The 24841-nt window shown below is 65.2% G+C and carries 21 protein-coding genes; 11 read left to right on the top strand and 10 right to left on the bottom strand.

What is annotated here, in order from left to right; genetic code table 11:
- The first annotated feature begins 160 nt into the window (after window positions 1-160).
- Together LIN44_RS11090 and wrbA are read left to right on the top strand one after the other, a co-directional pair.
- Window positions 161-1111: a ring-cleaving dioxygenase gene (locus LIN44_RS11090; RefSeq protein WP_227312136.1), complete on the top strand. Its 951-nt coding sequence runs from the start codon at window positions 161-163 to the stop codon at window positions 1109-1111.
- A 17-nt stretch (window positions 1112-1128) separates the two neighbouring features.
- Window positions 1129-1755: an NAD(P)H:quinone oxidoreductase gene (gene wrbA / locus LIN44_RS11085; RefSeq protein ID WP_227312135.1), complete on the top strand. Its 627-nt coding sequence runs from the start codon at window positions 1129-1131 to the stop codon at window positions 1753-1755.
- A 90-nt stretch (window positions 1756-1845) separates the two neighbouring features.
- On the opposite strand, the gene LIN44_RS11080 is transcribed toward wrbA, so the two are convergent.
- Genes LIN44_RS11080 through LIN44_RS11065 form a run of 4 tightly spaced genes read right to left on the bottom strand, consistent with a single transcriptional unit; the run spans window position 1846 to window position 6366 of the window.
- Window positions 1846-2892, bottom strand: coding sequence for a glutathione S-transferase family protein (locus LIN44_RS11080; RefSeq protein ID WP_227312134.1), 1047 nt, complete (start codon window positions 2890-2892; stop codon window positions 1846-1848).
- A gap of 21 nt (window positions 2893-2913) precedes the next feature.
- Window positions 2914-3831, bottom strand: coding sequence for a tryptophan 2,3-dioxygenase (locus LIN44_RS11075; protein WP_227312133.1), 918 nt, complete (start codon window positions 3829-3831; stop codon window positions 2914-2916).
- A 22-nt stretch (window positions 3832-3853) separates the two neighbouring features.
- On the bottom strand, window positions 3854-5248 hold the full coding sequence (locus LIN44_RS11070) for an amidase (protein WP_227312132.1): 1395 nt from the start codon (window positions 5246-5248) through the stop codon (window positions 3854-3856).
- On the bottom strand, window positions 5248-6366 hold the full coding sequence (locus LIN44_RS11065; protein WP_227312131.1) for an iron-containing alcohol dehydrogenase: 1119 nt from the start codon (window positions 6364-6366) through the stop codon (window positions 5248-5250). The genes LIN44_RS11070 and LIN44_RS11065 overlap by 1 nt, the downstream gene beginning before the upstream one ends.
- Before the next feature lie 256 nt (window positions 6367-6622).
- Between LIN44_RS11065 and LIN44_RS11060 the strand changes: the two genes are divergently transcribed.
- From LIN44_RS11060 to LIN44_RS11045, 4 genes are all read left to right on the top strand, one after another.
- Window positions 6623-7306, top strand: a complete 684-nt coding sequence (locus LIN44_RS11060) for a nitroreductase (protein WP_227314384.1) — start codon at window positions 6623-6625, stop codon at window positions 7304-7306.
- Between the two features lie 645 nt (window positions 7307-7951).
- Window positions 7952-8137, top strand: coding sequence for a hypothetical protein (locus LIN44_RS11055; RefSeq protein WP_227312130.1), 186 nt, complete (start codon window positions 7952-7954; stop codon window positions 8135-8137).
- Window positions 8138-8296: 159 nt separating this feature from the next.
- Window positions 8297-9505 carry an NAD(P)/FAD-dependent oxidoreductase gene (locus LIN44_RS11050; RefSeq protein ID WP_227312129.1) on the top strand — a complete coding sequence of 403 codons (1209 nt, stop codon included), beginning with the start codon at window positions 8297-8299 and terminating at the stop codon, window positions 9503-9505.
- A gap of 160 nt (window positions 9506-9665) precedes the next feature.
- Entirely contained in the window at window positions 9666-10577 is a 912-nt protein-coding gene (locus tag LIN44_RS11045; protein ID WP_227312128.1) for a LysR substrate-binding domain-containing protein, read from the top strand.
- Here LIN44_RS11045 and LIN44_RS11040 read toward each other — a convergent pair.
- A complete protein-coding gene (locus LIN44_RS11040; protein WP_227312127.1) occupies window positions 10574-11863 on the bottom strand; it encodes an FAD-binding oxidoreductase in 1290 nt (429 codons plus the stop codon). The genes LIN44_RS11045 and LIN44_RS11040 overlap by 4 nt on opposite strands.
- Before the next feature lie 263 nt (window positions 11864-12126).
- Between LIN44_RS11040 and LIN44_RS11035 the strand changes: the two genes are divergently transcribed.
- Window positions 12127-13122, top strand: coding sequence for a tripartite tricarboxylate transporter substrate-binding protein (locus LIN44_RS11035; protein ID WP_227312126.1), 996 nt, complete (start codon window positions 12127-12129; stop codon window positions 13120-13122).
- A gap of 114 nt (window positions 13123-13236) precedes the next feature.
- Here the strand turns inward: LIN44_RS11035 and LIN44_RS11030 are convergent, their stop codons facing one another.
- The 3 genes from LIN44_RS11030 to uxuA all read right to left on the bottom strand — a co-directional run bounded on the left by LIN44_RS11030 (window position 13237) and on the right by uxuA (window position 17216).
- Window positions 13237-14865, bottom strand: coding sequence for an alkaline phosphatase (locus LIN44_RS11030; RefSeq protein WP_227312125.1), 1629 nt, complete (start codon window positions 14863-14865; stop codon window positions 13237-13239).
- Between the two features lie 247 nt (window positions 14866-15112).
- Window positions 15113-16129 carry a tripartite tricarboxylate transporter substrate binding protein gene (locus LIN44_RS11025; RefSeq protein WP_227312124.1) on the bottom strand — a complete coding sequence of 339 codons (1017 nt, stop codon included), beginning with the start codon at window positions 16127-16129 and terminating at the stop codon, window positions 15113-15115.
- A 31-nt stretch (window positions 16130-16160) separates the two neighbouring features.
- The gene (gene uxuA / locus LIN44_RS11020) at window positions 16161-17216 is read right to left on the bottom strand and encodes a mannonate dehydratase (RefSeq protein ID WP_227312123.1); all 1056 of its coding nucleotides are present in this window, start codon (window positions 17214-17216) and stop codon (window positions 16161-16163) included.
- A 260-nt stretch (window positions 17217-17476) separates the two neighbouring features.
- On the opposite strand from uxuA, the gene LIN44_RS11015 reads away from it, so the two are divergent.
- The 3 genes from LIN44_RS11015 to LIN44_RS11005 all read left to right on the top strand — a co-directional run bounded on the left by LIN44_RS11015 (window position 17477) and on the right by LIN44_RS11005 (window position 20679).
- Window positions 17477-18217, top strand: a complete 741-nt coding sequence (locus tag LIN44_RS11015) for a FadR/GntR family transcriptional regulator (RefSeq protein ID WP_227312122.1) — start codon at window positions 17477-17479, stop codon at window positions 18215-18217.
- Window positions 18218-18509: 292 nt separating this feature from the next.
- Entirely contained in the window at window positions 18510-19646 is a 1137-nt protein-coding gene (gcvT, locus tag LIN44_RS11010; RefSeq protein WP_227312121.1) for a glycine cleavage system aminomethyltransferase GcvT, read from the top strand.
- Window positions 19647-19680: 34 nt separating this feature from the next.
- On the top strand, window positions 19681-20679 hold the full coding sequence (locus LIN44_RS11005) for a GlxA family transcriptional regulator (protein WP_227312120.1): 999 nt from the start codon (window positions 19681-19683) through the stop codon (window positions 20677-20679).
- A gap of 63 nt (window positions 20680-20742) precedes the next feature.
- On the opposite strand, the gene LIN44_RS11000 is transcribed toward LIN44_RS11005, so the two are convergent.
- A complete protein-coding gene (locus LIN44_RS11000; protein WP_227312119.1) occupies window positions 20743-21849 on the bottom strand; it encodes an S-(hydroxymethyl)glutathione dehydrogenase/class III alcohol dehydrogenase in 1107 nt (368 codons plus the stop codon).
- Between the two features lie 116 nt (window positions 21850-21965).
- Window positions 21966-23063 (bottom strand): GlxA family transcriptional regulator, encoded by a 1098-nt coding sequence (locus LIN44_RS10995; RefSeq protein WP_227312118.1) that lies wholly within the window; start codon window positions 23061-23063, stop codon window positions 21966-21968.
- Window positions 23064-23443: 380 nt separating this feature from the next.
- Here LIN44_RS10995 and LIN44_RS10990 point away from each other — a divergent pair, with 380 nt between their 5' ends.
- A complete protein-coding gene (locus LIN44_RS10990; protein ID WP_227312117.1) occupies window positions 23444-24832 on the top strand; it encodes an L-serine ammonia-lyase in 1389 nt (462 codons plus the stop codon).
- Window positions 24833-24841 lie beyond the last annotated feature (9 nt).

The following is a 24841-nucleotide window of genomic DNA, read 5'->3' as shown; positions in this document are numbered from 1 at the left end:
CGGCGGAACGCTCCGCGTCTCGACAGGGCGCCATTGTCCAAGTTTGCCGAACCCTGCGTACAACCCCTGACGGCTGCCCAAGCGGAATCTGCCGTCATAAGCTGTTGCGCAGGAGCGGCTGTGCGCTGTTTCCACATCCCTATTTAAACTGGAGAGGACAATGACAATGCTCAAGGGATTTCATCACCTGACTGCCGGCGTGCGGCACGCGCAGGAGGATGTCGATTTCTACGTCAAGCTGCTCGGGCAGAGCCTCGTGAAAAAGACCGTGCTGCTCGACGGCGAGGATCCCATCTACCACCTGTACTACGGCAACGCGAATGGCGATCCGGGAACGCTGGTGACGTCGTTTCCGTTCCGCCAGCGGGGGGTCATGGCACGCCAGGGATCGGGCCAGGTGCGCGTCATCAACTACTCGGTGCCCAAGGGCTCGCTCGAGTTCTGGCGCAGCCGCTTCGACGCCATGAACGTGCCGTATGACAGCGAGATCGTCGAGCGCTTCGGCGAGCGCCGCCAGCGGTTCGAACATCCGTGTGGCATCGAGTTCGATCTCGTCGAAACGGATCTCGACCCGCGTCCGGCTTGCGTCGCAAGCGATATCCCCGCCATCCATGCCATCCGCGGCGTGCACAGCATCACCCTGTCGCTGCGCGATGTCGCTGAATCCGTCCGCTTCATGAGCGAAGCAATTGGCTTCCGCAACGTCGGCCAGGCGGGGCCGTACTACCGCTTTGAGACGTACACCGGCGGCCCGGGCAAGGTCGTCGAGTTCCTGCATGAGCCCGACCGGCACCAGGGCTCGTCGATCTACGGGGAAGGGACGATCCACCATGTCGCCTTCGCCGTGGACAACGTCGAACAGCAGGCGGCCCTGAAGGAAAGGCTGTTTGCGCTGGGCTACATCGACACTTCCGAGTCGGTGCACCGCAACTACTTCCGCTCGATGTACTTCAAGATGCCCGGCGGCGTCATGTTCGAGGCCGCCACCACCGACATCGGCTTCGCGATCGATGAAGCGCCCGGCCATTTCGGCGAAGAGTTCCAGCTCCCGCCCTGGCTGGTGGATCGCAAGGACGAACTGCTGGGCCGGCTCGAGCCCATTTCTGCATGAGGTTGCCGGAGATCGATATGCGCAAGCCAAAAGTACTGATCGTCTTCTATTCACGGAACCGCTCTACCGAGCTGCTCGCCAGGGCTGTCGCCGAGGGTGCCCTCGAGGCTGGCGCCGAACTGCGCATTCGGCGTGTGCGGGAATTCGTCGGCCCCGATGTCATGCGGCAGGCGCCGGGCTGGCTCGAGAACGCCACGGAGATGAACGCGAAATATGAGGCGCCGACCGAAGCCGATGCCGAGTGGGCCGACGCGATCGTGTTCGGCACGCCGACGCGGTTCGGGACGATCTCGGCCGAACTCAAATCGTATATCGACGGGCTCGGCGGCCTCTGGTTCGCGGGCAAGCTCAACGGCAAGGTGGGCTCGGTGTTCGGCACGACGTCCTCGCGCCACGGCGGTAATGAGGCCACGCTGCTGGCGGCCTATACGCCCATGGCGCACCTTGGCCTGATCATCGTTCCGCTGGGCTATGCCGACGCGGCGATGTTCAAGGCTGGCACCCCGTACGGCGCCACTCACGTCTCGCACCGTGACACCGTGAAGCCCGACGACGATCACCTCGACGTGGCACGGTACCAGGGCCGCAGGGTCACGACTGTTGCTCGCGCCCTGCACGTCCAGCCGGAGCCGGTAGCCGCCTGAACGTAGAGCCTGGGCGCAAGAAAGGGCGGAGACTCGCAGTCTCCGCCCTTTTTCTTCATCGGCACAGGCCGATAACAGGATGGCTGCCGCTCAGGCCGGGGACGTCTCCACGCAGGTTCCCAGGGCGTCCATCTGTTGCGATGGCGGCAGCGAGTCGATGGTGGCGCGGATCGCCTCCCTGCAGAGCGAAGGGCGCCTGGCCAGCATCTCGACATAGCGGGCAACGTTGGGCAGGTCGTCCCACATTGGCGCGAGCCCGAGGTATGCCAGCCGCACCAGGTTGACACCCCAAAGCACATCCCCCAGAGAGAACGCGTGTCCCGCAACATACTGCGCTGGTGCAGTCACCAGGGTACGCTCCAGCTCCTTCAACACGCGTTCGACGTGATGGCGCGCGGCGCGCTGGAATGCGGCATCGCGGCGCACCGCCCGGCCGCCTCGCTCCTTGGCGAGCTTGGCGCGATAGGCGGCAACGAGTTCGTTGTCTTCGGCGTTGTCTGCGAGCATGGCCTCGATTGCGGCGATCTTGTGATCGTAGACGGTTTCCATGATCGCCTTGAGCGCGTCGGGCCGCCGGTCGGCGTCGGGATGCGAGCCATAGAGCAGGGCGCCGTTCGGCATCTGGTCGACAATCTCCACTTGACGCATTACCGCGGCACGCTCCTGGTCATCGTCGGGCAGGAGCTGGATTGGCGCGCGCGACACCGCGTCGAGATAGGAGCAGATCCGCCGCGAATCCGCGATCACGCGGGAGGCTTCGTGGTCGACGAGCAACGGCACCGCGCAGGGATCGAAGCCATCGGTGTCCACGGAGGGACGTCCGCTATAGCCGGTGACGAACTCCCGTCCGATTTCCTGTCCGGCTATCAGCCGCAGGCGGACGTAGGGCGGGTGATAGTGCTCTGCCGGAATGACGCCGTCCGGACCCAGCGCGCTCAGGATCAGCATGTCGTTCGATCGGTACGGCAACCGTTTTTCCAACAGCACCGTGCGTACTTTCTGGGAGCACAGGGAACTCGCAGCATGGAACAGCTCGAAGCGCGGGTTTGCATCGTTCCCCACGATGGTGATCCGTGCAGGATCGGCGATGGCAGCGCGGGCACAGGCTGCCAGGCTGCTTATGGAATCATTGTGCATGGGTGTCTTCCAGCTCGATGGTCAGTCACGCCGTCCCATTTCCCGGCCGCCTTGCTGCCCGCGGGCGTGCGGGCACACCGCGGGTGGATCGCCGATGAAGCCGCGCGCCGACCAGAGTTCCGGGAACGGGATCTCGTTCATGGTGGGCAGCAGCCAGGCAATGCCCTCGGTGCCGAAGTAGGCCGGCCTTGCGCCGAAGGTCCGGCGCGTGGCCATCAGGTGCAGGTGTTTCCATGCGGCGAATCCCTCCGCGATATCGGCCAGCGTCTCGCCGAGCTGCTGCAGTTCGCGGTGCTGGTCCGGATCGGCGTAGACGTCGCGCCAGACCTTCTCGACCGCCTGGTCCGGGGTATAGGGCATGCTGAAATCGCGGTCGAGTGCCGGCGTCGGCACGGCGAAGCCCTGGCGGCTCAGATGGGCAAGCACGTCGTCGTACAGGCTCGGCTCTGCCAGTGCCTTGCTGAGTTGCTGCCAGCGGTGGGGCTGCGGCAGGAAGTGCTGCAGGTGCTCGCCCTGCTTGATGCCGAGCAGGTAGACCATCTGGCGGAAGGTCCAGCCCTGGAGCGCGGTGTCCTTGCCATACTTCGGACCAACGCAGGACAGGATCGCCAGCAGGTCGACCGGTGTCATCCACGCAATGGAGCGCCAGGTCGCATTGAGCGGCTCGTGGTGGGCGACGACGCGCCGCAAGGTGCGGCAGGCGCCAGCCAGGTCGTCGGCACGCAGTTGCGCCTGCGCGGCCTGGATTTCCCGGATGATCAGCATCCAGTAGAGCTCGGACACCTGCGCCGACACGATCCAGGCGTGCTCGCCGGGATGATCGCTGACGGGGTGCTGCAGCGAGTGGAGCAGCTCGGTCTGCAACCAGTCGCTGTAGGGCGTATGGCCGGCGGGCGCTTCTGGCGGCGCCAGCGATGCGGGCTTGACGGTAGGGTTCATTCTGGTCTCCTCGTGGTGGTGGTCAGGGCAAGTCTGGTGCATCGCAGGCGGTCCCCAGCAACGACTCCATCTGCTGCGCGACCCGCAGCAGCGCGGCGTCGCCGCCGGGCCGGGCGACGATCTGCAACGCCGCCGGAAGGCCGCCGTTGCGGGACGGCAGGGGAATCGAGATGGCGGGAAAGCCGGCGAGGTTGAACGGGGCGGTGTAGGTCATCAGGGCTTCGCGAACCGTGCCGGTCCAGTCGCCGATGCCGACCGTGCCGGCGTCGCGGCGCGGCGCGGTGCAAGGGCAGGTCGGCAACACGAGAAAGTCGAACGCCGACATCGCCGCATGCAGCCGGGCCGTGAACTCTCGCCTCGCCTGCTGGGCTGCCGCATAGGCGCGCAGATCCATGGTCTGTGCGCGCCGGAGCCGATCGACCGTTTCCGGGTTGTAATGCCTGGCGATGCGATCCCACTCGTGGCGGCGCAGATGCTCGATGCCGCCCTCGATCAGGACGATGGCGGCGAAGGCATCGAACACGGTGTCGAACATGGCATCAAACCGGCGGCTTCCGCCGAGGTCCTCGCAGGCAAAGTCCTGGGCCAGTTTTTCAACTGCTCCATCGAAAGCGCTGGCGATCTCCGCACTCAGCGGCACCGGCGCGATGTGCCGGACGATGCCGAGGCGAGGGGACAGCCTGGCATCGGCGTGGGAATTCCCGATGCCGAGGGCTTCGGCGAGCACCCGCACGTCATCGACCTGTGAGCCCAGCAGGCCGACATGGTCGCAGGTGGGCGCCAGCGGAAACACACCGCGCGTAGAAAGCGTGCCGAGCGTCGGCTTGAAGCCGACCACACCGCAGAGCGCGGCCGGAATCCGCACTGAGCCGCCGGTGTCGGTGCCCACGCCCGCCATGACCGCGCCATGCGCGATCGCCGCCGCGGCGCCGCCGCTGGAGCCGCCTGGAATGCGGGTGTGGTCGCGGGGATTCAGGGTGTCGCCGAAGCTGGGGCTGGCGGTGGTCACGCCCCACGCAAATTCGTGGGTGGTGGTCTTGCCGATGACGATGGCGCCGCAATCCGTCAGGATCTTCACGATGTCGGCGTCGGCTGCGGGAACATTGCCGCGGCAGGCCGTCGATCCGTACAAGGTTTCGATGCCCCTGGTGTCGATCAGGTCCTTGATGGCGATCGGCAGACCTTCCAGCGGGCGCTGGCTGCCTTCGCGGTAGCGACGGTCGCTTTCCGCCGCGGCCTGCAGGGCGCGCGCCCCGTCAATGGCAGCGAACGCGTTGAGTGACTGTTTGCATGCCTGCGCGCGGTGGAGTGCCGCTTCAGCCAGGCCTGTCGCGGTGATCTCCCGGCTGGCCAGGGCTTCGAGCGCGTTGCGCAGGCCGGCGGGGTGCGGGAAGCTGTCGGAGGGCTGGCGGTTCATTACCACATCCCCTCCAGCAGCGCATCCAGCCTGGTGTCGGCGTTGTCGCCCAGGTCGCCGACCTCGGCGGGATAGTTCTGCTTGAGCAGCGCCGCCATCTCGGGAAGCCTGGCCCGGTCGAAATCGAGGTCGGCGAGCCGGCTCGGCAGTTGCAGCGTGTCCACGACTGCCTCGATGCGGTCGGCGAGGAAGGCGGCAGGCGTGCGGCTGCCACGGTCCATGGCGAAGATCTCGAGCTTGCGGCCATAGGCGCCGGCACAGGCCCGGATAACCGGCGCCAGCGCAATGCAGGAGGTCAGGCTGTGAGGGACGCCGAAGGTCCCGCCGAGGATGTGCCCGATGCGATGGCTCAGGCCATAGATGACCGAAGCGGGATAGAAGTAGCACTGCCACGCGGCAAGCTGAAGCTGCATCAGGTCGTCGGTCGAAACCAGGCCGCCCGCGATGGCATCCCGCGTTTCGAGCTTGCGCGGCCACTTCTCCAGCACGGCCAGGAAGCGCTCCACGCCCCTGGCGGCGAGGATGGCGTGAGGATGATCCACGTCGACCCGGCGCATGCCTTCCACGGCATGGTCGATGCCCTTGATGGCCGAGCTCAGCAGCAGCATGCGCGGGGTATCGACGATCATCCTCGGGTCGAGCACCACCAGCCTGGGTGTGGTTTCGCGGACGGCATGGCTGCGCTTGAATTTGCGCGGGCCATCCGTCTCGGTCACGCCGAAATAGTGGGAGAACTCCGAACCCGACAGCGTGGTGGGAATCGCCGCGATCGGCAGGTAGCGGCCGGTCTGCTGGAAATGCAGGTGCGAGACCGCCTTGGCGGCGTCGAGCACGGAGCCGCCGCCGAGCGCGATGATCGATTCCGCACGGGCACCGATGCAGGCGCGCAGCCCGTCCTGGACGGCGAAATCGGGAACATGCGGCGGCAGGCCGGTGAAGGTGCCAACGCTGTCGCCGACGGCAGGCTGCAGGTGCTCGCGGTTCAATGCGTCAAGGAACTCGACGGTGAATATGATCGGACGGCGGATGCCGTAGCTCCCCATGGACGCTGCGACGGTCTTCAGCACGTCGAGTCCCCAGACAATTTCTTCCTGCGGCAGGCATTTCAACTGATTCATTCCACATCTCCACCGTGTTTTCGTATCGGATCGGGCGTCGATCCGAGTAGGAAGATAGGCGAATCGGCTGCGCGCGTGCCCGTGGGATTGCGGAACGCAGCGTCCAGGATTCTGGACGCCTACCTGTGCCGACGGGTGCTGGTCGTTCGTCGATTCCGGACGGAGCTTTCCAGGCTTGCCGTCTTCACAAGGCCGTGGAGATATCTATGATCCTTTCCAGCGTAGCGACCCCCACCACTAGAACGGAGACATGAAGATGGAGGCAATCCAATTGACGGAAGCGCTGATCCGCGGACGCCGCAGCAAGCGCGGCTTCCTGGACCACACGGTGCCGATCGAGACGGTCAGGGACATCCTGTCCGTGGCGAAGTACGCGCCCAGTTCGAGCAACACGCAGCCCTGGCGCTGCTATGTGCTGACCGGAGCGGCGCGCGACAAGATCGCGGCAGCCGCAGTCGAAGCGTATCGCGCCGCGCCCACGGGGCTCGCGCCCGAATACCCGTTCTTTCCCAAAGAATTGCCCGCGCCGTTCTCTTCGCGCTTCAACACGTTTCGCGGCATGCTGGGCGATGCGCAGGGCGTGCAGCGCAGCGATATCGTCGGGCGCCGACGCGACGTCGAACGGCAGTTCCGGTTCTTTGATGCGCCAGTGGGGCTGATCTTCACCATGGATCGGCGCCTGGAATGGGCCAGCTTCATCTGCTACGGCTGCTTTCTGCAGAACATCATGCTGGCCGCACGCGCGCGCGGGCTGGATACCTGTCCGCAGCAGATCTGGTCGTTGCAATCGGGGGTGCTTCGGGAAAGTCTTGGCATCTCCAGCGAGGAGATGATCGTGGCCGGCATGTCGCTGGGCTATGCGGACAACAGTATGCCGGAGAACAACATGGACCTCAGCAGGCTGGAACTGGACGAGTTCGTCTCGTTCTTGACTGGCTGATACGCGTGCTGCGCAAGCTGGCCGGCGCCAATGGCATTCGCGTTGCCGGACGCAGCCGGCCGCTGAGCATCGTGCCGAGGGACGGTCAGCCGACCGCTCAGATCACGCCGCTGCGGCAAAGCGCGAGCGCCAGCCCGATATGGAGAGTTGCGAGGGAAATCCACCCGACAAACGAAATGCAAAGCCGGTAGCGGTACATGATGCTCTCCACTGGATCGGGCCAGACGCCAATGCATAGCAGCTTAGGCGCAGTGGCCATGCGGCAGTAGATTCGTACCTGGGCCTTCAGCGTTTCCTTGCCCGCACCAATGCACCTGGCCGCAGGCGCGCTGCATCGTGCAGCTGCGCCACGCCAGGCATGTCTCGTCATGACTGCACACGCTACCGGAACAGCCGCCTGTGCGGGCGCCCAGACAGCCCCGGAAAAGGGCGCGGCGCCCGCGGCAGGGCCTGCCGCGCCCGGATGCTGCAAGCCATCTGGAACGGGAGCGGGCGCACCGATTGGTGCCGGTGTGGTAACAGAGTGGGTACTTTGATGATGCTTCCGCTGCAACCGGCCGACAGCTAGGATGCTCTTCAAGCGGCCGCTGTTTGCCTTCCGGCGCAGACGCGCCGAGCATCCCCGTCATCTCAGCAGGAGAGAACATGACGCAACGCCTCAACGACTTCCAGCAATCGCCCGAGCTGTCCAGGATGCTCATGGAGCTGCTGGAACCGGCTGGACGTCGCCTTGCGCATGGTGCCGGGTCCTCCGACAAGGCCTGCTGGCCGGACAAGGCCAACCCGAGTCATGCCATGAAACGGTCGGGGCGCCGGTCTTCACCCCGGTGAACTAGCGCAGCCGTTCTCCCGGGCTGGTCACGGCCCGGTTCCCCCGATTTCGGACCCCGGATCTGCCGGTTTTGCACCGCGCGGCCAGGCGTCATCTACCGTTCGGTGGCCACGTCGTGCCGCCGAAGGCCAACAACAGAAGGAAGCGAGGTAACCATCATGAAACGTAGGATCCTGATTGTCGGCGGCGGCTTTGCCGGACTGTGGACGGCGCTCGGCGCGGCGCGCGTCGTCGATATGCAAGGCAGCGCTGCGGCGGATGTCGAGATCACGCTGGTTTCACCGCGGCCGGAGCTCCACGTCCGTCCGCGCCTGCACGAGGCCCACCCCGAGCAGATGGCGGTGCCGTTCCTTCCGGTGCTGGATGCCGTTGGCGTCAAGTTCATCGAAGGCTCGGTCGAGCGCATCCATGTGGCGGACCATTGCGTCGAGATCACCAAGGGCGATGGCCAGACCAGCACCGAAGGCTACGAGCGCCTGGTCCTTGCCAGCGGTAGCCGCCTGTTCCGTCCGCCGCTGCCGGGCCTGGCAGAACACGCCTTCGCGGTGGACCAGCTGCACGAGGCGGTGGCGCTGCGCGAGCATCTGGAACGCCTGCCGTCGCAGCCCGAGGGCCCGCGGCGCAATACCTTTGTCGTGGTCGGCGGCGGCTTTACGGGGCTGGAGGTGGCGACTGAACTGCCGCAGCGGCTGTGCGCGATCCTGGGCGAGTCCGTGCGCCCCCGCATCGTCATCGTCGAGCGCGCAGATGCGATCGGTCCGGATCTCGGGCCGGGCCCGCGCCCGCAGATCCTGCAGGCACTGGAGCAGCTGGGTATCGAAACCCGCGTTGGCGCGGGCGTGGTCTCGGTGGATGCCGCCGGCGTGGTGACCGCGACCGGTGAACGGATCGACGCGGGCACGGTCATCTGGACGGGTGGCATGATTGCCAGTGGCTTGACCGCGCAAGTCTCGCCCCACCTTGACCGACAGGGGCGCATGGAAGTCACCGCGGACCTGCGGGTGACCGGTACAAGCGGTGTGTTCGGCGCCGGCGACGTGGTGCGCGCACTGACCGACGACGACGGCCACTACTCCCTGATGTCGTGCCAGCACGCCTTGTACATGGGGCGATTTGCCGGACATAACGTGGCGGCGGACCTGCTGGGTCTGCCGACGATCGCGTACCGGCAGGACTTTTATGCGACCTGCCTTGACCTGGGCGCATGGGGCGCGGTCTACACCGAAGGCTGGGATCGGCAGGTCAAGCTGACGCACGCCGAAGGCAAGGCACGCAAGTTGCTGATCAATACCCAGTGGATCTACCCGCCGGCCGCGGACCGGGAGCAGGCGCTGGCCGCGGGCAATCCGGAGGTCACGTACGCCTGAGGCGTTCTCGCCCCGGCCGTGCCGACGCCCCGCTCTCGCGGGGCGTCGGCTTTGCGGGGGTGGGTCCCGCGTCTTTCCATCCGGTGGAAGCCTGTAGACTACTAGCGTTTACAGGTTGTCTTGAGGACATGATGTCCTTCCTTTCGTCGCCGGGCCTTCCATGAAAAGGAAACTGGGATTTCGCCACATTGAGACGGTCCACGCCATCATCTTGACTGGATCGGTGACCGGAGCATCGACGCGCCTGCATCTTACACAGCCGGCGATCAGCAACATCCTGCGTGATGCGGAAGAACGCCTTGGTTTCGCGCTATTCGAGAGGCGCGGCGGACGTCTTTTGCCGACCCCAAGTGCAGACCGGCTGTTCGAGGAGATTGAGCGCTCCTTCATCGGGCTGGATGCCATCAACGCCTGTTGCGAGCGTATTCAACGCAATCAACTCAGGCACATGTCGGTTGCCTGTACCCCCGCCTTTGCTGCTGCCGTATTCCCGAGGCTGGCAGCGGGGTACGTGCACCGCTTCGCGGACGTATTCCTGTCAGTCCATTCCCGCGATGCACATCATGTTGCCGCCTTGGTCAGCTCCAGAAAGGCTGACATTGGCTTCGCACTTGAGGTGCCGCCCGTGCCGGGCGTGGAGAGCGTGGTGATTGCCGAGCTTCCGATGCTGTGCTATCTGCCGCCTGACCACCCGCTTGCCGGACAGGATGAGGTTACCCCTGCCCAATTGCTGGGCGAGCCCATGATTTCCCTTTCGAGTATCGAGGGTATCCAGGAACTGGTGGCAGCCTCGTTTGCAGGCTGCGGAGCCGAGCCGGCTCCAGTGGCAGAATGCCCGGCCGCGATTGCCGCGTGCGGCATGGTGGCGGGGGGCATGGGTTTTACGCTGTTTGATTGCCTGCCGGCACAGATCTTCGACCCGGCTCGCGTGAGTGTGAGACGGTTTGCGGGATCGCGTCCGCTAACTTACCGGGCCTACTGGCCAAAGTCGCGGGCGGCAGATTTCGATCCCGGTCCGCTGGTCACACTGGCGCGCAATATCATGGCAGAGATGGCCGGCCAGAACCTTTAGCAAAAGCGCGCCAGCCGGTATGGTCGCGGGTCAATTGGAGCAGTGCCACCAGTCATAAGGTGTGTGATCAGGCGGCCAGTGACTGGTGCTCCGGTCAGTCCGGTGTGGCCATGGCCAGTCGCAATATAAAGTCCGGGATGCGCTGGGGATTCGTCGATGATAGGCACGCTATCCGGTGTAGAGGGACGAAGGCCGAACCATCTGCGGGCGCCGCTCGTGGCAATGCCGGGAAACAGGCTTCGCGCCGTAGCAAGGATGGTCTCTGCCCGTCTCTCGTCGGGCGGATGGCGCAGGCCCGCGATCTCAACGGTGCCTGCAAACCGCAGGCCGCCGTCCATTGGCGTCACGGCAACGGCCTTATCCTTGTAGATAAAGGGATAGGGCACCGTGACGCCGGGATCGGGCAGTTGCACGTGGTAGCCGCGTTCCGCCTCAAGAGGTAGTCGAATCCCGAGCGGTCTCAACAGTTCGCCGGAGAATGCACCGGCGGCCACGACTACGCGCTCCGCGCGGTCGTCACCAAGATTGCTCCACAGCCGGAATCCGGTGCCATCCGGTTGCAGCTTCAGGATTCGCCGCTGCAGGATGCGGCCGCCTTCGCGTTCGAACCGGGCGGCCAGTGCGCCAGTCAGTTGCAGCGGGTCCACTGTGTGTGCGTGCCTGGGGAAGCGTATGCCACCGCGCACGTGGCTGGCCAGGCCCGGCATCATCGTCCGAATCTGTGCCGCGCTCAGGCTTTCGTACATCACGCCCTGCTGTCGGCGCAGTTCATCCACGAACCGGTCGGTCCGGGACCGGCCGTTGCTGGCTGACCACAGATGCAGCTGGCCGCCAGCCCTGATCAGTTGGTCGCATTCATCCGGGCCAAGGAGTTCACGATAGGCTTGCAAGGCTGGCGCGTGCAGGGCAGCCAATGCGCGTGAAGCCTGTATGACGCGCCCGCGATTGCTGGCGCGCCACCATGCAAGCAGCCATGGGGCGGCCCGTACCAGGTGCGGTGGATGAATGGCAAGTGGCCCGCTGGGATCCAGTAGCCAGCGCGGCAATTGCCATGCCATTCCCGGTAGCGCGATCGGGACACAGCTGTCGACGCTGATCAGCCCGGCATTGCCGTACGATGCACCGCCTCCCGGGGCGAGTGTGTCGTAAATGGTGACTTTGCATCCCGCGCGCTGCAGCCACAAGGCGGTACACAGACCGACGATGCCAGCGCCGACGACGACGATCCGGCCAGGGCTGGTATAGGACGGCACAGAGGGTGCCGGAAGATGCGGATTCGAGTGCATGCGTGAGTGCCAATAGGGTTGGGCAGCCGTGCCCCGCACAGGATCGGCGATGCATCGACTCTGGCACCCATGTTGCGGGCGAATGCAAAATCTGGCGAGTTCGCATTCGTGATAGCGTATTTGCAATCGTGATTCGACAGGGCCCTCAATAACCTCCGATGATTGGCTGACGCGGCCTGGATCGGGGGCGGCCGGCAGATGACCCTCGGTCCAGTAGCTAGCCGCCAAAAGCAATCCAGGCAAACCGATGGGGGAGAGCAAGCATGTCGAGCAAAGTAAAACGAATTGGACGGCGCCGTATCATCCGCGGTCTGGCAGCGGCGGGACTGGCTGTGGGCCTATGCGTGACGCAGTCTGCCTATGCGGAAGCGCCGGCACGCTTTATCGTGCCGTTCCCGGCCGGTGGGGCCGCCGATGCCATGGCACGCGTGTTGGTGGAAAAGCTTAGAGGCGAGCTTAAGCAGACCGTGATCGTGGAGAACCGTCCCGGTGCCAGCACGCGGGTGGCGGCGGAAGTCTTGAAGCAGGCGCCGCAAGACGGCAATACCGTGCTGATGACGTTACACGATACGATGGTGATTGCGCCCCTGGTCTACAGCAATCTTCGCTATGACCCCGACAAGGACTTCTCGCCCATTACCGAGGTGGCTGCCCTCAACTATGGACTGGCCGTGAGCGCGAGCTCGCCGTATAAAACCCTGGCTGACTACGTCAAGGCCGCAAAAGCCGACCGCAACGTGGCGACAGTCGGCGTGTCCGGACTCGGCTCTGCACTGCACTTTGTTGCATTCGAGTTCACTAGGCGTTCCGGGGGCGATTTCTCCATCGTGCCGTTCCAAGGTGGCCCGGCGATGGTGACCAATCTGGTCGGCAATCAGATCGGCTCGGCAGTGGATGGTCTCGGCGTGTTTGTGGAACAGCATCGGGCGAACAAGGTCCGTGTGCTGGCGGTATCGGGCAAACAGCGAAGCAGCCAGCTTCCCGATGTTCCCACCTTCAGTGAACAGGGCTACGCCTCGTTGGTGGTTGGCTCGGGCTATGCGCTCTACGCGCCAGCCGGCACCCCGCCAGCGCAGGTGTCACGCTGGAACGCAGCAATGCGAAAGGTGTTGGCCATGCCGGATGTCCGAAGTCGCATCCAGAACATCGGGTATGAGCCGCTCGCGGGTTCGACGCCGCAAGAAGTTACCCAGCTGAGGAAGCGGCTGGTGGAATTTTGGACGCCGATCGTCCAGACCGTGGGTTTCAGGGGCGATTAAGCGCTAGGACCTTGACACGGCGAGCGGGCGCGGAGGGGGGAACTTGCCGGGAGCAATTAAGGTTGCCGGGGCTGCGGCGCAAGTCCCGCTTGGCGCGCAGGGCTGGTGGCAGCACTATCCGCGGTCAGGCTGGCTGGCTGACACAAGCTGCACGCCGGGCCGCCGGTCCTCCACCACGAACGCCGCCTGCGTGCCGACCGCGCTGTCCGCGCGCGTGACGTCTTCCACGGCGCGCAGCGTGGCGGCCCATCGTGCCGGCGTGGCCTCGACCACGGTGTAGCCGCGCTGGTCGGGCCGCGCATGCACGATATGCGGATTGTGGGCCATGATTTTTGCGGCGCTCTCCATGCTGCTGCCCGAAGCCGAGGCGATGGAGGTGGTGCAGAATTCGCTGGCGATCACTTGGGATGACGGCTCGCTGAAGTCCGCCAGCACATTGCACGCGTAGTGCTGGTGGATATCGCCGCCGATGAACACGGTATTGCGCGGCGCCGCCGCCGCGATGCTGTCGAGCAGGCGCTGGCGCGCGGCCGGATAGCCGTCCCAGGTGTCGCTGTGGAAGGCTTCCTGCGGCGGCGCCTTGTAGTTGCGCCGCGAGAAGATGGTCTGCTGCGCGATCGCGCTCCAGCGCGTCTGGTCGCGCTGGTCCTGCGCCAGTCCCTGTGCCAGCCATTGTTCCTGCGCGCTGCCCAGCATGGTGCGGCGCGGGTCGCCGAGCGCGCTGCAATCGCCTGGGGACACGGAGCCCTTGCGTAATTGCCCCGGTTCGCGGCAGGGCTGGAGATCGCGATACTGGCGGTCGTCCAGCAGATGGAAATCGACCAGCCGGCCCCAGCGGTGGCGCGCGTGGATGCTCAGCGCATCCGGCGCGCCAAGTCCTGCCATGCCATGCACCAGCGCGCTCGCGCGGATTGGCATGTTTTCGTAGAACGCCTGGTAGCCGGCCGTCCGCCGCGCGAGAAACGCGGCCGCTGGCTCGCTGCCCGCGCGTCCCGCATAGTCGTTCTGCACTTCATGGTCGTCCCAGGTTACCAGCCAGGGGCACGCGGCATGCATGGCCTGCAGCAGCGGGTCGCTCTTGTACAGCGCGTAGCGGTCGCGGAAGTCCTGCAGGCTGGTCGCGGTGGGCAGGCTGTGCGTGCGCGGCAGGCGCGCGCGCGCGTTGGCCGGCACCGCGGCTTCGTAGATGTAGTCACCCAGGAATACCACCAGGTCCAGGTCTTCCTGCCGCATCTGCCGGTACGCGGCGTAGTGGCCTTGCTCCCAGCGCTGGCAGGAGGCAAAGGCAAAGCGCACCCGCGGCGCCAGCGTGTCGGACGCCGGCGCGGTGCGGGTGCGCGCCGGCGCGGTGACTGCGTCGCCGTGCATGAAACGGTAGAAGTACCAGCGGTCCGGGCGCAGCCCATCGACCTCCACATGAACGGAATGGCCGAGTTCTGGCAGCGCCTGCGCCTGGCCGCGGCGCACGATGCGCCGGAATGCTTCGTCCTCGGCGACTTCCCACCGGACGGTCAGCGGTCCCTGCAGCGGCCTGGTGCCCTGGGCGTCGGCCTGCGGCGTGCCAGGGATCGCACCGCCGAGCAGGCGCGTCCACAGCACGAATCCGTCCGGCGCCGGCGCGCCGCTGGCCACGCCCAGCGAGAACAGATCGCGCTCGCGCAGGGTGGCGGAAAGGGCCCAGCGGGGCAACTGGGTGGCAAGGGCGGAGGCCGCTGCCAGCTTCAGGAAGGTTCTTCTTTGCATGCCGGTTCCGGGATATCGGAGTTCGTGACGCGCTGTCGATGTGCAGAACTATAGCGAAGCGGGTCAGCCGGTTCCGGCTATTCAAAAAGTCGTCTCGGGTGCGCTTGGTCGGCCTTGGCGACAGATGACGGCCGTGCGGTCCATGGCCCTCGCGGGGCAAGGCAGCCGTCGTTCTGCTGACCGGCCACGAACGTCGCTTGGCTCGCAATTCCGGCAAACAGGCCGGCATTCACCGGCCTGCGCAGCCTTAATCAGCCGTGATGTTGTTGGCCTTCACCACCTCGCCCCACATCTTGTAGTGGGTGCGGGTCAGCGTTGCGAGCTGCTCGGGCGTGCCGCCGCCGGGCTCGTCGCCGCGGTCGACAATGCTCTTGACCACGGCCGGGTCCTTCAGCGCCGTATTCAATGCGGCGTTGGCTTTCTTGACGATGTCAGGGCTCAGGCCCGGCGGTCCGTACAGGCCGATGAACGAGATGATGGTGAAGTCCTTGATGCCGCTCTCGGTGGCCGTTGGCACGTCCGGGATCATGGCCACGCGCTTGGGTCCCGTGACCATCAGCGGCCGCAACTGGCCCGACTTGATGAAAGGCGCGACGACCGAGGTGGCATCGAACATCGCATCCAGACGTCCGGCCATCAGGTCGACCATAGCCGGGCTGCTGCCCTTGTAGGGCACATGGTTCATCTTCGGACCGCCCATGCGCTCGCGCAGCAGTTCCATCGTGACATGCGGCAATGCGCCAGTACCGCCCGAGCCATAGTCGACGGTCTTGCCCGACTTGTCGCGCGCCTTGACCTCCTCGACGAACTGCGCGTAAGTCTTGATGGGCGAACTGGCGGGCACGACGAGGACCAGCGGCGACTGCAGCATCACGCCTATCGACGTGAGCTTCTGCGGATCGACGATGCCAAGCTTGGTGTAGACATGCGGCATGATCGTCATCGAGCCGTTGCCTACCAGAAGCTTGTTCCCGTCGGGCGCCGCGCGCATGACCTCGATGGAGGCGATATTGCCGTTCACGCCGGCCTTGTTGTCGATGACAAACGACTGGCCGAGCGAACTCTGCAGGCCGTTAAGCAGCGCACGTCCCGCGAAGTCGGTCTGGCCACCGGGCGGAAAGCCGACCAGCAGTGTCACCGGCTTGGTTGGCCAGGCGGTCTGCGCCCAAGTGGCCGTCGGCGCCAGCGTGCCGAGGCCGAGCGCGAGGCCCAGTATCAACGCCGAACGGCGCGAATTCACGGGCGATTTCTTGGTGATTGTCATGACAGGTCTCCGATCATGTTTTAAATGGACCTCAATCCATGGCGCTTGAGGCCGTCTTTTCCATCGCTTCCCACATCCCGTTGATATAGACCGCGCCGAGTGCCCGGTCATAGAGGCCGTATCCCGGCTTGCCCGTCTCGCCCCAGATCATGCGGCCGTGGTCGGGGCGGTAATAGCCCTGGAAGCCGACGTCGTGGTACGCCTTGACGATCGCGGCAATATCCAGCGATCCGCAACTCGACAGGTGGGCGGTTTCCTCGAAATCGCCTTCCGGCGTGATCTTGACGTTGCGGATATGGGCGAAGTGGATGCGTCCCATGCCGCCGAACTCGCGCACCAGCGCCTCGACGTTGTTCTGCGGGCCGGCGCCAAGCGAGCCGGAGCACAGCGTCAGACCGTTTGCCGGCGTGTCGACGATCCCCAGGATGCGTGCCAGGTCGTCGCGGTTCTTGACGATGCGCGGCAGTCCGAAGATCGGGCGCGGTGGATCGTCCGGATGAATGGCCATTTTGATGCCGCACGCCTGGGCCACCGGAATGATCGCGCGCAGGAAATGCTCCAGGTGCTCCCAGAGCCTGCCCTCGTCGATGCCACGATATTCGGCCAGCAGCGACTGCAGTTCTCCTGGCGCGTAGCTGGAATCCCAGCCGGGCAGGGCGATACCCTGGCTGACGTCGACCTGTTCGACCTCGCGGTTGCTGAAGGCAAGGCAGGTCGAGCCGTCATCGAGCTTTTTTGCCAGTTCCGTACGGGTCCAGTCGAACACCGGCATGAAGTTGTAGCAGATGACCTCGATGCCCGCGGCGGCCAGGTTCCTGATGTTCTGCTGGTAGTTCGCGATCAGCCGCTCGCGCGTCGGCTTGCCGAGCTTGATGTCCTCATGGACCGGAACCGACTCCACCACCTTGAACTGCAGCCCCGCCGCCTCGATAGTGGACTTGAGCGCCAGGATCTTGTCCAGCGGCCATACCTCGCCGACCGGTTCGTCGTAGATGGCGGAGACGATGTGGGTCATGCCCGGGATCTGCCGGATGTATTCGAGAGGGATCGGGTCGGTCGGGCCAAACCAGCGGAACGACATCTTCATGGGCGGGGCTTCCTTGAGACGACTCTTTGGCGGCAGAAGGGGCGGAATGGCGATCTGGTCTGAACCCGCGCCCCCGTCATGGCGTGATGGTCACGCGGCATTGGTGTGCCGGATGGATTAAGTGGTTCACCAATTGTGCGTGTGGTTGCCCAATTTCGCCGTCATGGTTTACCATGGTGTGCAACAGGCACTGTCCAATATGCCTTCTTGGGCCCGTGGTCAACCGGTGCTCATACCTGGCAGATGCCGCCTAACCTGCGATGACACATTCCCCCAGCGATCTTGCAACCCGTGCGCCAGTCGAGAACCCGCCAGCGGCCAGCGACCGTTCGTACCTGAGCCTGGCCAGCCAGGTGCAGGCATTGATCGTATCCGGAGAGTTCTCCGCCGGCATGCGGCTGCCATCCGAACGCACGCTGGCTGAGCGGTTCAGCGTCAGCCGTACCCTGGTGCGCGAGGCCATCATCGCGCTGGAGGTGCAGGGACTAGTCGAAGTGCGCGGCGGCTCCGGGATCTACGTCTGCGCAGAAGCGCCCGCGCGTGGTCGCGAGCCGTTCGAGATGCCCTGGCGGCCGGGACCGATAGAATCGCTGCGCGCCCGAGTGCTGATCGAATCGGAAATCGCCGGCCTGGCGGCCAGCGAGCGTAAGGATGGCGACCTTGACCGCATGTTCGCGGCCCTGAGCCTGATGCGCGAGCACATGGACGACAAGCAGGCCAACGAGGCGGCGGACCGGCAGTTCCACCTGTGCCTGGCCGAATCGACCGGCAACAGGGTCTTGCTGCATATGGTCACCGCACTGTGGGACAGCGGGCGCAGCGATCCGCTATGGGGCAAGATCGAGGAACACTTCCATACCACGCGGCTGCGGCAGGCATCGCAGGAAGACCATCAGCAGATCTTCGCGGCGGTGATGGCGCGCGACGCGACAGCGGCCCGGGCGACAATGCGCAACCACCTGGAGAGGGTGATCAGCGAGTTCACTCAGGCGTGGCGTTGAGGGATAGCCCGTTGGGCCAATTGGGAATTGGTTGCGCGGATCGCTCAGGTAAGGCGTGCTGCTATTAGAAGCGGCTCAGCGGCTTCACACGACTGCAATAGCCCTCTCCTGGCGGGAGCATCCCATGCTGCTGCCGCTTTCGTTCTATCCGCTTTTCCAGCGATTTGATGTACTCGCAGGCAACAGCGCGAACTTACGCTAACGCCACACCATGCATGACATGGAGTACGCGTTGACCGACAGGCCATGGTCGGCTTCCGTGCGAACAGTCCAATCGACCAGAGCAAAAGCGATGACAAAGGGCTCCCTACACCTGCAGCAGACTCCACTCTATGACCATCACCGTCTCCTTTGCGCGCGTATAGGCGACGTCGATGGCTGGAAGCTTCCTGTTGCCTATGGATCCCAGATCGAAGAGCACTACGCCGTGCGCGGCGATGCCGGTATGTTCGACATGTCACATATGTGCGTAGTCGATCTGCATGGTCCTGATGTACGAATCGTGCTTGGCAAGCTCCTGGCAAACGACGTTGGCAAGCTGAAGACGCCGGGAAAGGCGCTGTATAGCTGCATGCTTAACATGTCTGGCGGTGTGATCGATGACCTCGTTGTTTATTACCTGGGAGAGCAGCATTTCCGCGTGGTCCTGAACGCGCAAACGGCCGTGGGTGACATAGCGTGGATCCGGTCAAAGATCGACGAGGCGAAAGGCGAGGTGACGGTGGTCCCGCGACGACAGGATTGGCCAGCCGAAGCGGTTGAGCCATTGGCGGTCATCGCCGTGCAAGGTCCGAAGGCGCGGGAAAAGGTACTCCGCGCAATTCCGGCCGCCCGCCCAGCCGAAAAACTGAAGCCGTTCAACTCGATCATGGTGCACGACCCGGAAGTCGGGGAGTTGATGGTGGCAAGAACCGGGAAGACCGGGGAGGATGGTTTCGAATTGCTGCCGCTGGCCAGGCATGCCGGCCGCATTTGGGACATGTTGCGGTCGGCGGGCATCGATGCAGTGGGCCATGCAGCATGGGATACACTCCGGCTCGAGGCGGGCGTGCATCGAAACGGGAAGGACATGGATCACCTTACTTCGCCACTCGATGCCGGTCTGGGCTGGAGTGTCGATCTGGATTCAGACCGGGATTTCTTCGGCAAGTCAGCCGTATGTGCCCGTCGCCAGACGCAGCAATTCGTTGGACTTGCGCTGGAAGGCAGCGCCGCTGTCCCGCCGGCGCATAGCACTGTGACAGGCGACGAGGGCGCAGTGATCGGCAAGGTCACCAGTGCAACCTATAGTCCGACGCTGCGGATCGCTATCGCGTTGGCCCGTGTCGCGCCCGAGGTCAGGATCGGCTCGTGCGTCAATGTGGAGGTCTACGGCAACAAGATCGCCGCGAGAGTCGTGCGCACCCCATTCGTGCGTAGCGGAACATGACCCTGCGGCCGGCTTTACCGCGACGCTGCGTGCAATGAGAACTACCGTAGACATCGTCATCTATCCCGGATTCAAGGCCATCGAAGCCGTCGGCGCCATCAATGTCTTCGACTATGCCAACACCCATCTGCAGCGGCTCGGCTGCGAGCCGAAATACGCGCTCCGCATCGTCGCGCCGCAAGCCGGCGCGATCCGCTCCGACACGCTGGTTTCGCTCGAGGCCACGCGGGCGCTTGCCGGCCTGCCGCCCGCCGATGTGGTGGTGGTCGTCGGCGCACGCGACATCCTCAATGTCCTGGCGGCGTGCGACGACATCGTCGACTGGTGCCGCGCGCATGCCAACAGGATCCAGGCCATCGTCGGCCTGTGCTCGGGCAGCTTCTTCCTCGCCGAGGCGGGTCTGCTGAACGGCCGGCGCGCGACCACGCACTGGAGCGTGGCGGAATTGATGCGGCAGCGGTATCCCGGGATACAGGTAGATGCAAACGCCATCTTCGTCCGCGACGCGCACATCTGGACATCGGCCGGCGTGACCGCCGTGTTCGACCTGGTCCTGGCCATGGTGGAGGAGGACCTGGGGCGCGACATCGCGCTGTCGGTGGCGCGGGATCTTGTGGTCTACCTGAAGCGGCCCGGTGGGCAGTCGCAGTTCAGCGAGCACTTGCTCAGCCAGATGACGGCGCATCCGAAGGTGCGCGATATCCAGGACTATATTCATCGCACGCCGAAGGCTGACCTCTCGGTCAAAGTGCTGGCGGCACGCTTTGCGATGAGCGAGCGGAATTTCTCCCGGGTGTTCCTGAAGGAGACCGGGCATACCCCCTCGGGCTATGTGGAGCAGACCCGGCTCAATGCGGCGCGGCGGCTGCTTGAAGGCGGCACGCAGCCGCTCAAATGGATCGCCGTGGAGAGCGGTTTTGGCTCGGAGGCGAAGCTGCGGCAAGCGTTCCAGCGCCGGCTCAATGTCACCCCCGGCGCCTATCGCGAGCGTTTCGCCGGCACGGGCGTCGACGATGCCGCCGGTGCCACCTGACGCGGCACGGCAACGCGGGCGCCTTCGACCCTGGCGCGTCTCCCGCGATGCGTTTTTCCAGCCTTAATACAACACTACGGAACGGATCGACTCGCCGCGCTTCATCAGGTCGAAGCCTTCGTTGATGCGCTCCAGCGGCAGCGTGTGCGTGATCAGGTCGTCGATATTGAGCTTGCCCTCCATGTACCAGTCGACGATCTTCGGCACGTCGGTGCGTCCGCGCGCGCCGCCGAAGGCGGAGCCTTTCCATTCGCGCCCGGTCACCAGCTGGAACGGACGCGTGGAAATCTCCGCGCCGGCCTCGGCCACGCCGATGATGATCGACTTGCCCCAGCCCTTGTGGCAGCACTCCAGCGCCTGGCGCATGACCTGCGTATTGCCGATGCATTCGAACGAATAGTCGGCGCCGCCGTCGGTCAGCTGGATGATGTGGTCGACCACGTTGTCGACATCCTTCGGGTTGATGAAATGGGTCATGCCGAACTTGCGCGCCATCGCCTCGCGCGCCGGGTTCAGGTCGACGCCGATGATCTTGTCGGCACCCACCATCTTCGCCGCCTGGATCACGTTCAGGCCGATGCCGCCCAGGCCGAACACGACCACGTTGGCGCCGGCCTCGACCTTGGCGGTGAAGAGTACCGCGCCCACGCCGGTGGTGACGCCGCAGCCGATGTAGCAGACCTTGTCGAAGGGGGCATCCGGGCGGATCTTCGCCAGCGCGATCTCCGGCACCACGATGTGGTTGGCGAAGGTCGAGGTCCCCATGTAGTGGAAGATCGGCTTGCCGTCGAGCGAGAAGCGCGAGGTGCCGTCCGGCATCAGGCCCTTGCCCTGGGTGGCACGGATGGCCTGGCACAGGTTGGTCTTGCGCGACAGGCAGAACTTGCACTGGCGGCATTCCGGCGTGTACAGCGGGATCACGTGATCGCCCGGCTTGAGCGAGGTCACGCCCGGGCCGACGTCGGTGACGATGCCCGCGCCCTCATGGCCCAGGATTGCCGGGAAGATGCCTTCCGGATCGGCGCCCGACAGCGTGTAGTAGTCGGTGTGGCAGATGCCGGTGGCCTTCACTTCCACCAGCACTTCGCCGGCGCGCGGGCCGTCGAGGTCCACATCCTCGATCGTCAGCGGCTTCGCCGCACCCCAGGCAATTGCTGCGCGTGTTTTCATTGGTTGCTTCTGTCGGTGGGTTCGTGGCGCCAGACTATAAGGCGACAGACGATGGTGACGGGCGGGGCGGGCATGCTTTTGTCCGAAAACCGATCCAAGTTGGCCGATGGCCACCATCAAAGCTGGCTTTCGCTTTCGCTCTCACTTTCGCCGAGCATGCAAGCCGCGTCGCCGTCGCCCTCGGCCAGCGTCGATTCGGCGGCAGTCGCGCCCTTGTCGCGGTAGCTCGCGGGAGGCACGCCGTATTGCTTGCGGAATTCGCGGCCGAGATGCGAGGCATCGGCAAAGCCGCAGCTCAGCGCGATGTCGGCGACGGCGCGGTCCGAACTGGTCAGCAGCCACGCGGCGGTGCGCAGCCGCACGTGCTTGGCGAAGGCCTGCGGGCTCTTGCCGGTCTCGGCCTTGAACAGGCGCTCCAGCTGCCGTGCCGACAGGTCGAGCTTGCACGCCAGCGCCTCGAGCGGCAGGGCACGCCCGACGTGCTGCTCCATCAGCAGGATCGCGCGCTTGACCTTCGGGTGCGTCGCCGGTTCGAGGCCCGGCGGATGCGGCTGCGGCGCATTGCCTTTCTGCATCTCGCCGACCAGCAGGATCCGCAGCGCCTTCTGCACGGTGGCATGGTCGAAGTGGCGCAGCAGGATCGCCGCGGCGACGTCGATGGACGCGCGCCCGCCCGAGCACGTGATGCGCCGCCGGTCGATCACGAACAGCCGGTCGGCGACCAGCAGGTCCGGATCGACCGACGGGAAGCGCTCGATGAAGTCCCAGTAGTGGAACCAGCTGACGCAAGCCCGGTGGCCATCGAGCACGCCGGCGCGCATCATGGAAAAGACCCCGGTGCAGATGCCGACGATGGTCGCGCCGCTGCCCGCCGCGCGGCGGATGAAGTCGAGCGTCTCCGGACCGGCCTGCGGCCCGGAGTGGAGCAGCCCGCCGACGACCACCACGTAGTCGAACGGCTCTGCCTGGTCAAAGGTCGCCCATGGCGCGACCTGGATCCCGCAGCTCGCGCGCACCGGCGCCAGGGTTTGGCTGACCACGCTCCACACGCAGCGCACCGGCTTGCTGTAGTCGCCATCGTCCGCCGACAGCCGCAGCATGTCGACGAAGCCGGAGAACGCGGTCAGCGTGAAGTTCGGCAGCAGCACGATGCCGAAGCGGATGCGCCGTGGCGCCGGTTCGGCAACAGGAGAAACAGGAAGGTCAGGTGTCATGGCGGCATCCATCTTGACAGGCTCGCGCGGGCGGGCGCATTCCGGGTCAGCCCGGAAGTCGACTGGCAGGGGAGAGCGCCCTGGCCTCGGGCAAGCCTGTGATGCGTACTGCATCCATTGAGCCTCCCGGCGCCGAGTTCGCCCCGTTTTGCGCCCGCTCGCACGACGCATGCCGTCCCAGCCAGAGTCGCCGATCCACCCGCTGCGGACTTGCAAAATTCCGACGCAAATCATCGCCAAAGCGAAATCCGGCGCGGTCCGCGGCGGTGACTGGCGACGGCATCCCATGTTGATGCCGGTTTTGTTCTATCTGCAGATTCCCGGCTCTGCTGTACTGGCTTCCAACGACAGCAACCCAGCACCCGCAGCGAGGCAGCCAGATGAATGTCAGCGTATTCGACCTGTTCAAGATCGGCATCGGACCCTCGAGTTCGCATACGGTCGGCCCGATGATCGCCGCGTGCCGCTTCGTCTCCCATCTCGAGGATGCGAACCTGCTCGGCTTCGTACGCCGCGTCCGGGCGGAATTGTATGGCTCGCTCGGCGCGACCGGCAAGGGCCATGGCACCGACAAGGCGGTGCTGCTCGGCCTGGAAGGAAGCCTGCCCGACCGCATCGACCCGGACCTGATCGAGCCGCGGCTGGCGCGGATCCGCAAGGACAAGCGCGTGCTGCTGCTCGGCAAGCACGCGATCGGCTTCGACGAGAAGGAGCACCTCGGTTTCTACCGTCGCCTGATGAGCGGCAGCGGCGGCGTCGTGCATCCGAACGGCATGCGCTTCCAGGCGTTCGACGAGCAGGGGCAGCTGCTGGTCGAGAAGGAGTATTACTCGATCGGCGGCGGCTTCGTCGTCAACCGCGACGGCGACCGTGTGAACGGCGTGCGCGCCGCGGCGGAGGTGCCATACCCGTTCCGCACCGGCGCCGAGCTGATGCAGGCGTGCCGCGACAGCGGGCTGTCGATCGCCGAGCTGATCTTTCGCAATGAATGTGCGCTGCGCCCTGCCGAAGAGGTGCGCGCCGGGCTGCTGGCGATCTGGAACGCCATGGCCGCCTGCGTCGAGCGCGGCTGCAAGGTCGAGGGCGAGTTACCCGGCCCGATGCGGGTCAAGCGCCGCGCGGCGGAGCTCAATCACCGGCTGCGCACGCGCTCCGAAGAATCGCTGCGCGATCCGCTGTCGATGCTCGACTGGGTCAACCTGTACGCGATGGCGGTCAATGAAGAGAACGCCGCCGGGGGCCGCGTCGTCACCGCGCCGACCAACGGCGCGGCCGGCGTGATCCCGGCGGTGCTGCACTACTACGTGAAGTTCGTGCCCGGATCGAACCACGACGGCATCGTCGACTTCCTGCTGACGGCGGCCGCGATCGGCATGATCTACAAGGAAACCGCGTCGATCTCGGGCGCCGAGGTGGGCTGCCAGGGCGAGGTCGGCGTGGCGTGCTCGATGGCCGCGGCTGCGCTTGCCGCGGTAATGGGCGGCACGCCCGACCAGGTCGAGAACGCAGCCGAGATCGGCATGGAGCACAACCTGGGCATGACCTGCGACCCGGTCGGCGGACTGGTGCAGATTCCCTGCATCGAGCGCAACGCGATGGGCGCGATCAAGGCGCTCAACGCCTCGCGCATGGCGCTCAAGGGCGATGGCCAGCATTACGTTTCGCTCGACTCGGTGATCAAGACCATGCGCGAGACCGGTGCCGACATGAAGACGAAATACAAGGAGACGTCTCGCGGCGGCCTGGCCGTGAACGTCATTGAATGCTAAGGGAGTAGG

The sequence above is a fragment of the Cupriavidus sp. MP-37 genome (genome assembly GCF_020618415.1).
Lineage (GTDB): Bacteria > Pseudomonadota > Gammaproteobacteria > Burkholderiales > Burkholderiaceae > Cupriavidus.
This window is presented reverse-complemented; position numbering and strand designations above follow the sequence as displayed.